The following is an 11,805-nucleotide window of genomic DNA, read 5'->3' as shown; positions in this document are numbered from 1 at the left end:
AGGCGACGGTTGTCCTGGTGAAAGTGCGTAGGTGGTGTTTCTAGGCAAATCCGGAGACACAACACTGAGACACGAGACGAACACACTACGGTGTGGAAGCCATTGATGCCCTGCTTCCAGGAAAAGCCTCTAAGCTTCAGATTACAAGTCATCGTACCCCAAACCGACACAGGTGGTCGGGTAGAGAATACCAAGGCGCTTGAGAGAACTCGGGTGAAGGAACTAGGCAAAATAGAACCGTAACTTCGGGAGAAGGTTCGCTCCTGACAGTGAAGTCCCTTGCGGATGGAGCAGTTGGGAGTCGCAGTGACCAGATGGCTGGGACTGTTTATCAAAAACACAGCACTCTGCAAACACGAAAGTGGACGTATAGGGTGTGACACCTGCCCGGTGCCGGAAGGTTAATTGATGGGGTTAGCGCAAGCGAAGCTCTTGATCGAAGCCCCGGTAAACGGCGGCCGTAACTATAACGGTCCTAAGGTAGCGAAATTCCTTGTCGGGTAAGTTCCGACCTGCACGAATGGTGTAACCATGGCCATGCTGTCTCCACCCGAGACTCAGTGAAATCGAATTCGCCGTGAAGATGCGGTGTACCCGCGGCTAGACGGAAAGACCCCGTGAACCTTTACTACAGCTTGGCACTGAACATTGAACCTACATGTGTAGGATAGGTGGGAGGCTTTGAAGGCGTGACGCCAGTTGCGCTGGAGCCGTCCTTGAAATACCACCCTTGTATGTTTGATGTTCTAACGCAGGGCCCTGAATCGGGCTCGCGGACAGTGCCTGGTGGGTAGTTTGACTGGGGCGGTCTCCTCCCAAAGAGTAACGGAGGAGCACGAAGGTTGGCTAATCCTGGTCGGACATCAGGAGGTTAGTGCAATGGCATAAGCCAGCTTAACTGCGAGACGGACAGGTCGAGCAGGTACGAAAGTAGGTCATAGTGATCCGGTGGTTCTGAATGGAAGGGCCATCGCTCAACGGATAAAAGGTACTCCGGGGATAACAGGCTGATACCGCCCAAGAGTTCATATCGACGGCGGTGTTTGGCACCTCGATGTCGGCTCATCACATCCTGGGGCTGAAGTCGGTCCCAAGGGTATGGCTGTTCGCCATTTAAAGTGGTACGCGAGCTGGGTTCAGAACGTCGTGAGACAGTTCGGTCCCTATCTGCCGTGGGCGTTGGATGATTGAAGGGAGTTGCTCCTAGTACGAGAGGACCGGAGTGAACGAACCTCTGGTGTTCGGGTTGTCACGCCAGTGGCACTGCCCGGTAGCTAAGTTCGGAATCGATAACCGCTGAAAGCATCTAAGCGGGAAGCGAGCCCTGAGATGAGTCATCCCTGACCCCTTGAGGGTCCTAAAGGGCCGTTGGAGACCACAACGTTGATAGGTGGGGTGTGTAAGCGCGGCGACGTGTTGAGCTAACCCATACTAATTACCCGTGAGGCTTAACCATACAACACCCAAGAAGTGTTCTAAGGCTTGTAACAGATAGCAAGCGAACTACTAATTCAGTGATAACGACAAGCAACGAGCAACCTCGTTATTCACGTCAGCTTTCTAGATTAAGAATTTGCCTGGCGGCCATAGCGCCGTGGAACCACCTGATCCCATGCCGAACTCAGAAGTGAAACGCGGTAGCGCCGATGGTAGTGTGGCATTCGCCATGCGAGAGTAGGACACTGCCAGGCACTCAATTTCAAGATTACGCCCAGCGTGGTCTTTACCGGTTAGTGTGCTGATATGGCTCAGTCGGTAGAGCGCATCCTTGGTAAGGATGAGGTCCCCAGTTCGATTCTGGGTATCAGCACCATTTTCAAGTTAGTTTTAGAAGCTTTTGCCTGACGGCAATAGCGCCGTGGAACCACCTGATCCCATGCCGAACTCAGAAGTGAAACGCGGTAGCGCCGATGGTAGTGTGGCATTCGCCATGCGAGAGTAGGACACTGTCAGGCACCTCTTTAGAAGAGGCCTCCCATTCGGGAGGCCTTTTTGCATTTCTGTCTTCCAAAAAACTGCACTGCCGCCGGCATTTTAGTAAAAGTGCTGGGCTATCAAGGGATTGCCCGTTACTCTTTAGCCGTTGCCGATTAACACGTGATGCTGCCAGCGAGGTATTGATGGCTACGTTGAAGGAAATTGCACAGGAAGCGGGGGTTTCTCTCGCCACGGTATCCCGGGTACTGAACGAGGATCCCAGCCTGAGCGTCAAGGAAGAGACCAAGCAGCGGATCTTCGAGATTGCCGAACGGCTGGAGTACAAGACCAGCAGCGCCCGAAAGGGGGTACACAAGAGCAAGCTGCACTTTCTGGTGGTCTATGCCTATCCCCAGAGTACCGAGGTCAACGACCCTTACTATCTCGCCATCCGTTATGGTATCGAGACCCAGAGTGCCCGCCTCAATATCGAGCTGACTCATCTCTACAACTGTGGTGAAGGGCGCGAGCTGAGCGCCGTGGATGGCATTCTGGTGGTCGGCACACTCACAGCCGAACGTCTCGTCCAGCTAAGGGCTTGTTCCAGCCAGCTGGTGTTTGTCGACTGCCGTTCACAGGGAGAGTTCGACTCGGTCGATGTGGATCTCGCACTGATCAGCCAGCAGGTTGTCGATTACTTCATCGCGCAGGGGCACCAGCGCATCGGTTATATCGGTGGCCAGGATGAGAATCCGGATCTGCGCGAACTGGCCTTCCGGGATTATGGTCAGCGGCTGGGGGTGGTGCAGGAGAGCGATCTCTATCGTGGGGACTTCTCCAGCGCTTCCGGCTACCAGTTGGCGAAGGAGATGCTGGCAGGGGATTGGCCCAAGGCGCTGTTCGTCGCCTCCGACTCCATCGCCATCGGTGTGCTGCGTGCCATTCATGAGAAGGGACTAGCGATTCCCCAGCAAATTGAGCTTATCAGCGTCAACGATATTCCGACCGCCAAGTTCACCTTCCCGCCACTCTCTACGGTGCGGATCCACTCCGAGTTGATGGGTTCCCAGGGGGTCAATTTGTTGGTTGAGCGGCTGCGTGACGAGCGTGATATTCCACTCCGGGTGTTGGTACCGAGCAAGCTGACCCTGCGTGGCACCACTCGCTGATTTTAGTAAAACACCCTGCTTTTTAGTCGCACCATCTTGCGGTGGTGCGACACCTCTCCCAAGTAAACCTCTTTCCCATATCATCCAACAACTTCATATCATATTGTTTTATAGTTGATTTTATTGCAGTTCAGCCAACGGCTATCAACATCTATGCCACTCATCCATATCTTGCCCTCCTTTATCTCCCGCTTCTGATCTCGCTCACAAAACCATCTGTTCATTGTGATCAGGTTAAAACTTTACCAATCCAAAGCTGATATTTAGTAAATGTTTATCTAGAGTTTACCCAGTTAACGTTGCCTTGTTCCGGGAGGACATGTGAATAACTGGGAAAACGTCCAATTCGTTGGTGAAAACAGGCTGGCTCCGCGCGCCTACTTCTTCTCTTATGCCGACCACGCGCTGGCGGCCACCATGCAGCGCGAGCTGAGCCGCCGTTTTCTGAGCCTTGGCGGCCAGTGGCAGTTCCACTACTTCGACCACCCCCTGCAGGTGCCGGAGGCCTTCTATCACAGTCCCATGAACGAATGGGGCCAGATCACCGTGCCCAACATGTGGCAGATGGAAGGGCATGGCCAGCTGCAGTACACCGACGAAGGTTTTCCCTTCCCCATCGACGTGCCCTTCGTGCCGACCAACAACCCCACCGGTGCCTATCAGCGCAGCTTCACGCTGAGCCCGGCCTGGGATGGGGAGCAGGTGATCATCAAGTTTGACGGGGTGGAGACCTACTTCGAGGTCTATGTGAACGGCCACTACGTCGGTTTCAGCAAGGGGAGCCGTCTCACCGCCGAGTTCGATATCAGTGCCTACGCCAACATTGGCGAGAACCTGCTGTCAGTGCGGGTGATGCAGTGGGCTGACTCCACCTATATCGAAGATCAGGACATGTGGTGGATGGCGGGGATCTTCCGCGACGTCTATCTGGTGGGCAAACCGGCCACCCATGTGCAGGACTTCTTCATCCGCACCGCGCTGGCTGATGACAATCAAAGCGCCACCCTGAGCTGCGATATCCAGTTGGAAAATCTTGGTGCGCCCGCCCGTGATCACCGTCTGGTCTGGTCGCTGCTGGATCAGGGCAGCGAGATCGCCAGCGGCTCGCTCGATCATCTCGCCATCGACGGCAAGTGTGATTGCCGCTTCACGCTGGATCTGGCCCCCCCCCATCTGTGGAGTGCCGAAGACCCTTACCTCTACCAGCTGCAACTCTCCCTCTACAACGGTCGGGGTGAGCTGCTGGAAGTGATCCCGCAGCGGCTCGGGGTGCGTGAAATCAAGGTCAAGGATGGCCTTTTCTACGTCAACGGCCACTACCTCAAGCTGCACGGGGTGAACCGTCACGACAACGACCACCTCAAGAGCCGCGCGGTCGGCATGGATCGGGTGGAGCGCGATATCGTGCTGATGAAGCAGCACAACCTCAACTCGGTGCGCACCGCCCACTACCCGAACGACCCGCGCTTCTATGAGCTGTGCGACCAGTACGGTTTGTTCGTGATGGCGGAGACCGACGTGGAGACCCACGGTTTTGCCAACGTTGGCGATCTCAGCCGCATCACCAACGATCCCTTCTGGGAGCCGGTGTTCGTGGATCGCATCGAGCGCCACGTGCACGCCCAGAAGAACCACCCCTCCATCATCATCTGGTCGCTCGGCAACGAGTCCGGCTACGGCTGCAACATCAGAGCCATGTACCAGCGCTGCAAGGCGATCGACCCGACCCGGCTGGTGCACTACGAAGAGGATCGCGATGCCGAGGTGGTGGATGTGGTGAGTACCATGTATTCCCGCGTCTCCCAGATGAACTGCTTCGGCGAGTTCCCGATGGAGAAGCCGCGCATCCTCTGCGAATACGCCCACGCCATGGGCAATGGCCCGGGTGGCCTCAGCGAATACCAGCAGGTGTTTGACCGCCATCCCCACATTCAGGGCCACTACATCTGGGAGTGGTGCGATCACGGCATTCTGGATCAGGACGAGCAGGGGCGCCCCGTCTACAAGTACGGCGGCGACTACGGCGACTACCCCAACAACTACAACTTCTGCATGGATGGCCTCATCTATCCGGATCAAACCCCTGGGCCGGGCCTGCGCGAATACAAGCAGGTGATCTGCCCGGTCAAGGTGCGCGCGCTGGATCTGGCGAGTGGCAAGCTGGCGGTGGAAAACCGCTACTGGTTCTCCACTCTCGACGACATCCGCCTGCTGGTCGAAGTGAAGGCCGAGGGCGAGCTGCTGGCCAGCCAGCAAATCCGGCTGGAAGGGGTGGCTCCCGGTGCCACCACAGATCTGCAACTCGAACTGCCCGCTCTCGATGGGCGGGAAACCTTCGTCCAACTGCGGGTCATCAAGGCCACTGCCACCCGTTACAGCGCGGCGGAGCACGAGCTGGGCCAGTACCAGTTCCAGCTGAAGGCATCGACTCGCCAGTTGCAGCCCTTTGCCAACCCCAACGCCACTCCGTTGCAGATTGCCGATGAGCGCCTCGCGCTGACCTTGAGCGGCAGCGGCTTTGCCCTGCGCTTCTCGCGCCTCGACGGCAAACTGGTGAGTTGGCAGCAGGATGGTATCGAGCTGATTGAGCGCTCGCCGCGCCTCACCTTCTTCAAGCCGATGATCGACAACCACAAGCAGGAGTACGAGAGCCTGTGGCACCCGAACCACCTGCAGATCATGCAGGAGCACTTCCGCACCCTGAGCTGGCGTCAGCTGGGTGAGGCGGTCGAGGTAACGGTGGAGAGTCTGATCGCACCGCCGGTGTTCGACTTTGGCATGCGCTGCCGCTACGTCTACACCCTGAGCCCGAACGGTCAGCTGCACGTGGCTCTGTCCGGCCAGCCCTACGGCGGCTATGACGACATCATTCCCAAGATCGGCTTCGAGCTGGGCATTCGTCAGGATCTCGACCGGGTGCACTACTACGGCATGGGGCCGGGCGAAAACTATCAGGACAGCCGCCAGAGCAACTGGATCGACAGCTTCCAGAGCACAGTCAGCGAGATGTGGGAGCACTACCCCTTCCCGCAGGACAACGGCAACCGCCAGCAGGTGCGCTGGGCGACCCTGACCAACCGCCACGGCGCCGGTCTCTACGTGCGACCCGATGCCCCCATCAACCTGAGCGTCTGGCCCTACAGCTGGGAGCATATCCACGCGGCGCAGCACATCAACGAGCTGGAGCCCTGCGGTTATCTCACCCTCAATCTGGATCACAAGGTGCTGGGGCTGGGCTCCAACTCCTGGGGCTCCGAAGTGCTGGACTCCTGGCGGGTGCGCTTCGAGCCATTCCGCTTCGGCCTGACCCTGCTACCCATCGCCCGTGGCAACCTCAATCCGGCTGCGCTGGCCGGGCTCGATCTCACCATCAACGGCGGGAGGAACCTCGCATGATCACCCTGGACAACCTGACCCTGTTCAAAAACATCTACCGGGAAGGCAAGAAGTGGGGCCGCTGCGTGGAGGCCATCAACAACCTGCCGAACCTCAAACCCGGCATCTGCCACTCCATCGGTGACTCCCTCACCTATCGCTTGCAGGAGGGGGCCAGCCCGGCCACCTCCCTGTTCGAGGGGCAGCGCCGTTACTTCGACGTTCACTACTACCTGGAAGGGGCAGAGACGGTGGAGTGGGCTGCCAAGAGCGAGCTGGCGGTCGAGCAGGCCTATGACGACACCACCGACCGCGAGTGGCTGGCCGGCGAGGTGCGCGAGCGCCAGAAAGTCGGCAACGGTCAGGTGGTGATCTTCGAGAACGACGAGGCCTACCGTTTCGTCGGCGACGGGCCGGTGCGCAAGGTGATCATCAAGGTCACCGTCGAAGGCGGCTACTTCAAGAACAAATAACAAGCCGCCGGTTCTGCACTGACAAAAGCCGGAAGGGCGGGGCTCACCCTACAAATCATGCCCCGCCATTTCGCTGAGATAACTACAGGTCTGGAGATGCACCATGTCTGATTCCAAACGGAATACGATAGGCAAGTTTGGTCTGCTGTCGCTCACCTTCGCGGCGGTATTCAGCTTCAACAACGTCATCAACAACAACATCGAAATCGGTCTGGCCTCGGCCCCGATGTTCTTTCTGGCCACCATTTTCTACTTCATTCCGTTTTGCCTGATCATTGCGGAATTTGTGTCACTGAATAAGAACTCCGAAGCGGGTGTTTATGCCTGGGTGAAGAGCTCCCTCGGCGGTCGCTGGGCCTTTATCTCCGCCTACACCTACTGGTTCGTGAACCTCTTCTTCTTCACCTCGCTGCTGCCGCGGGTTATCGCCTACGCCTCCTATGCCTTTCTCGGCTACGAGTACATTCTCACTCCGGTGGCGACCACGGCATTGAGCATGGTGCTGTTTGCCTTTGCTACCTACGTCTCTACCAACGGTGCCAAGATGCTCGGTCCCATCACCTCGGTGACCTCGTCCCTGATGCTGCTGCTGACCCTCTCCTACATACTGCTGGCGGGTGCGGCACTGGTGGGCGGCGTGCAACCGGCCGACCCCATCACGGTAGAGGCCATGATCCCCGATTTCAGCTGGGCCTTCCTGGGTATTACGACCTGGATCTTTATGGCAGCCGGTGGCGCCGAGTCGGTGGCGGTCTACGTCAATGACGTGAAAGGCGGCTCCAAATCCTTCGTGAAGGTGATCATCGTCGCCGGGATCTTTATCGGCGTGCTCTACTCCATTGCATCGCTGTTGATCAACGTGTTCGTCCACAGCGACACCCTGAAATATACCGGCGGCTCGGTGCAGGTGTTCGAGGGGTTGGCGGCTTACTTCGGCTTGCCGGAGATCCTGATGAACCGCTTCGTCGGGCTGGTCTCCTTCACCGCCATGTTCGGCTCCCTGCTGATGTGGACCGCGACCCCGGTGAAGATTTTCTTCTCCGAGATCCCGTCCGGCATCTTCGGCAAGAAGACGGTCGAGCTCAACGAGAACGGCGTGCCCGCCCGCGCAGCCTGGATCCAGTACCTCATCGTGCTGCCGCTGATGGTGATCCCGACCCTGGGCTCCAACACAGCGCAGGATCTGATGAACACCGTTATCAACATGACCGCTGCCGCCTCCATGCTGCCGCCGCTGTTCATCATGCTGGCCTACCTCAATCTGCGCCGGAAGCTCGATCACCTGCCGCGTGAGTTCAAGATGGGTTCGCGCACTACCGGCATCGCCGTGGTCTCGGTGCTGATCGCCATCTTCTCGGTGGGCTTCCTCGCCTCCACCTTCCCGACCGGCGCCGACATCATGACCATCGTCTTCTACAACGTCGGCGGGATCGTGATCTTCCTCGGCTTCGCCTGGTGGAAATACAACAGATACGAGGCCTCCCTCAGCGCCGAAGCGCGTGCCAAAGAGGCCCAGCCGACAGCACAGGTTGCCATGCAGACGCCATAGGCACGGCATTGAATCCCAATCAAACCGGGTGGCCGTTGGCCACCCGCAAACCGTTGAACCAGAAAAGGAAAAGAGAATGAGCGAGACGATCGAGTTTGCCGAATTCAAGCGGGTCGAGATGAAGGTGGGCAAGGTGCTGGAGGTGGTGCGTCACCCCGGGGCCGACAAACTCTACATCATCCAGATCGACGTGGGTGGCGAGCGGCCGCTGCAGACCGTCACCAGTCTGGTGCCCTACTACAGCGAAGAGGAGCTGATGGGCAGCGAGGTCGTGGTGCTGACCAACCTCAAGCCCACCAGGATGCGCGGCGAGCGATCCGAGTGCATGTTGCTCTGCGCCGAGACCCCGGACGAGAGCCAGAGCGTGCTGTTGCAACCGCGGGTGCCGATGGCGCCGGGCACTCCGATCGTCTGAATGGTATTGCGAGCCGGTGCGGGAGACTACACCGGTTCAGCAACGAGGCCGTCCACGCGGCCCGATCATAACAAGAGAGTAAAGCGCGGGGCCGACAGACCCTTGCCGAACACATCACAGAGTCACAGCGCTCCCCGCAGGGAGCGCGAGTCCACTGGAGGACACCATGTCTGAATCCGTACGCGGCACCATAGGCAAGTTTGCCTTGTTGTCGATGACCTTTGCCGCCGTGTTCAATGTGCGCAACATCGTCAACAACAACATCGAGCTGGGGCTCAGCTCCGCCCCCATCTTCCTGCTGGCGACAATCGTCTACTTCATTCCGTTCGTCTTCATCATCGCCGAGTTCGTTTCGGCCAACAAAAACTCCGAGTCGGGGATGTACGACTGGCTGAAAAAACCGCTCGGCACCCGGATGGCCTATCTGGGCTCGTTTCTCTACTGGTTCGTGAACCTGTTCTGGTTCGTCTCATTGCTGCCCAACGTCATCGCCTACGCCTCCTACGCCATGCTGGGCTATGAGTACAGCTTCTCGCCCATGGTCACCTCGATCATCTCCATCGTGTTGTTTGCGGCGGCGACCCACATATCTACCAAGGGGGCGAGCTGGCTCGGCAAGATTGCCGAGATCGTGGCCTACGGGGTATTTGCCCTGTTCGCCATCTATGTGCTGGGTGCCCTGATGGCCCTGAGTGGCGATCATGTGCCGGCCCAGCCCATCACGCTGGAGGCGATGACTCCCACCGTCAACTGGGCGACCCTCGGCATCATGTGCTGGATCTTCCAGGCGGCGGGCGGTGCCGAAACGGCGGCGGCCTACCTCAATGACGTGAAGGGCGGCCAGAAGTCCTTCATCAAGGTGATCATCAGTGCGGGTATCGTCATCGGTGCCATGTATGCGGTCGGTTCCCTGTTGGTGAACGTGTTCGTGCCGCGCGAGAGCCTCACCTATGCCGGCGGCATGGTGGAGATCTTCACCGGCATGGCGCAGTACTTCGGGCTCTCCGAGGCGCTGGTTGGCCGCTTCGTCGGCGTGGTGCTGTTTATCGCCATGTTCGGTTCCATGATGATGTGGACCTCGGCGCCGGTGAAGATCCACTTCTCCGAGATCCCGCAGGGGGTTTACGGCGAGAAGACCACCCAGCTCAACGAGCACGGCGTGCCGGTGCGCGCCGCCTGGTGGCAGTTTGTCTTCGTGTTCGCGATGCTGGTGGTCAACGGCTTCGGTTCCGAGTCGGTGCAGCAGATGATGAACACCGCCATCAACCTCACCGCCGGCACCGCCATGTTGCCGCCGATCTTCATCATGGTGGCCTACTTCGTGTTCCGCTGGAAACATGACGACACCCCCCGCGACTTCCGCATGGGGTCGCGCAAGTTCGGGATGGGCGTGGTGTCGGTGCTGATCGCCATCTTCGTGGTGAGCATGAGCGCCTCCGCCTTCCCGGCCGGAGTGGATCTGGTGCGCGCCTTCTTCATCAACGTCTTTATGACCGCGGTCTTCTCGGCGCTGGCCTACTGGTGGATCTCCCGCTTCGAGAAGCGGCAGGCTCGCAAGCTCGCCGGCAATGAGAAGAAAACCGGCAACGGCAAGCTGGCCAGCCAGCGCTGATCGGCTGAGCGAAGAAGCGGAACGGGCGGCCTTGGTCGCCCGTTTTTTTATCCATTTTTAGCCGTTGGGTAGCTGTCACAGCCGTTTTATCGTCAACTTTTGCTGCTCGATATGGCGACGGCGTTAAGCATTGATGAACAATTAACCGCAGCACAACGTTGCGCCTCTCCGTTATCGGGGTAAGCTGGAGGTTCGTTTTAGCGGGAGGTGCCAGACATCTCCCGCTCCGTTTCTTGTCCTCCCCAATCCTGATTGTCGCCACGGCAGCAGGATGCCCTTCTGATGGAGACCTTTCGTGCGTCTGGATCCCTTTACTGTTGTGCTGATTGCGGTGGTCACCTTGGCCTCCCTCTTTCCCTGCGAGGGGCAGGTAGCCGTCTGGTTCGGTCTGCTGACCAAGCTGGCGGTGGCGCTGCTGTTCTTCATGCATGGCGCCAAGCTGTCGCGCCAGAACCTGCTGGCAGGCCTCGGCCACTGGCGGCTCCATCTGGTGGTGATGCTCAGCACCTTCGTGCTGTTTCCGCTGCTGGGGCTGCTGCTCACCCCGCTGGTGCCGAGCTGGCTGAGCCCTGCCATCTACCTCGGCTTCCTCTATCTCTGCGCCCTGCCTGCCACCGTGCAGTCGGCCATCGCCTTCACCTCCATGGCGGGGGGCAATGTGTCGGCGGCGGTGTGCAGCGCCTCGGCCTCCAGCATCCTCGGCATCTTCCTCTCGCCGGTGCTGGTGGGGATGATGATCCACGTGCAGGGGGAGGGGATCGACACCTGGCACTCTATCCAGTCCATCATGATGCAGCTGATGCTGCCGTTCGTGGTCGGCCACCTGTCGCGTCCGCTCATCGGGCGCTGGGTCGACAGCCATCGGCCTCTCATCGGCAAGCTGGATCAGAGCTCCATCCTGTTGGTGGTCTACGTCGCCTTCAGCGAGGCGGTGGTGCAGGGGATTTGGCATCAAGTAGGCTGGTACGATCTGGCCAGTATCGTGCTGCTGAGCTGCGTATTGCTGGCGCTGGTGCTCTGCTGGAACGTCTGGATCAGCCGCCGCCTCGGCTTCGACAAGGCGGACGAGATCACCATCGTTTTCTGCGGCTCCAAGAAGAGTCTTGCCAACGGGGTGCCGATGGCCAACGTCATGTTCCCGGCCGCCAGCGTCGGGGTGATGGTGCTGCCGCTGATGATCTTCCACCAGATCCAGCTGATGGTCTGCGCCGTGCTGGCACGCCGCTATCACGAGCAGGGGCATTGATACTCGCGCCGTTTTGACTGCCATAACAAGAGGGAGGCCCGTTGGCCTC

At 58.8% G+C, this 11,805-nt stretch carries 7 protein-coding genes, 1 tRNA gene and 3 rRNA genes (1 of these 11 cut by a window edge); all 11 read left to right on the top strand.

The window, feature by feature from the left end:
- Nucleotides 1-1,456: ribosomal RNA gene (locus tag I6L41_RS15665) — 23S ribosomal RNA — on the top strand; it begins 1,434 nt to the left of the window's first position.
- A gap of 120 nt (nucleotides 1,457-1,576) precedes the next feature.
- Nucleotides 1,577-1,691: ribosomal RNA gene (rrf, locus tag I6L41_RS15660) — 5S ribosomal RNA — on the top strand.
- A 46-nt stretch (nucleotides 1,692-1,737) separates the two neighbouring features.
- A tRNA-Thr gene (locus tag I6L41_RS15655) sits at nucleotides 1,738-1,813 on the top strand.
- 27 nt (nucleotides 1,814-1,840) lie between these two features.
- A 5S ribosomal RNA gene (rrf, locus tag I6L41_RS15650) occupies nucleotides 1,841-1,955 on the top strand.
- Between the two features lie 165 nt (nucleotides 1,956-2,120).
- On the top strand, nucleotides 2,121-3,086 hold the full coding sequence (gene ebgR, locus I6L41_RS15645; RefSeq protein WP_005342046.1) for a transcriptional regulator EbgR: 966 nt from the start codon (nucleotides 2,121-2,123) through the stop codon (nucleotides 3,084-3,086).
- 321 nt (nucleotides 3,087-3,407) lie between these two features.
- Nucleotides 3,408-6,482 carry a beta-galactosidase subunit alpha gene (gene ebgA / locus I6L41_RS15640; protein ID WP_216959913.1) on the top strand — a complete coding sequence of 1,025 codons (3,075 nt, stop codon included), beginning with the start codon at nucleotides 3,408-3,410 and terminating at the stop codon, nucleotides 6,480-6,482.
- A complete protein-coding gene (locus I6L41_RS15635; protein WP_216959910.1) occupies nucleotides 6,479-6,934 on the top strand; it encodes a beta-galactosidase subunit beta in 456 nt (151 codons plus the stop codon). The genes ebgA and I6L41_RS15635 overlap by 4 nt, the downstream gene beginning before the upstream one ends.
- Before the next feature lie 103 nt (nucleotides 6,935-7,037).
- Complete coding sequence (locus I6L41_RS15630; RefSeq protein WP_216959907.1) at nucleotides 7,038-8,483, top strand: amino acid permease; 1,446 nt, start codon at nucleotides 7,038-7,040, stop codon at nucleotides 8,481-8,483.
- A gap of 76 nt (nucleotides 8,484-8,559) precedes the next feature.
- On the top strand, nucleotides 8,560-8,898 hold the full coding sequence (locus I6L41_RS15625) for a tRNA-binding protein (protein ID WP_216959904.1): 339 nt from the start codon (nucleotides 8,560-8,562) through the stop codon (nucleotides 8,896-8,898).
- A gap of 166 nt (nucleotides 8,899-9,064) precedes the next feature.
- On the top strand, nucleotides 9,065-10,510 hold the full coding sequence (locus I6L41_RS15620; RefSeq protein WP_040067598.1) for an amino acid permease: 1,446 nt from the start codon (nucleotides 9,065-9,067) through the stop codon (nucleotides 10,508-10,510).
- 295 nt (nucleotides 10,511-10,805) lie between these two features.
- Nucleotides 10,806-11,756: a bile acid:sodium symporter family protein gene (locus I6L41_RS15615; RefSeq protein ID WP_058056266.1), complete on the top strand. Its 951-nt coding sequence runs from the start codon at nucleotides 10,806-10,808 to the stop codon at nucleotides 11,754-11,756.
- Nucleotides 11,757-11,805 lie beyond the last annotated feature (49 nt).

It is taken from the genome of Aeromonas sp. FDAARGOS 1411, assembly GCF_019047125.1.
GTDB lineage: Bacteria > Pseudomonadota > Gammaproteobacteria > Enterobacterales > Aeromonadaceae > Aeromonas > Aeromonas veronii.
This window is presented reverse-complemented; position numbering and strand designations above follow the sequence as displayed.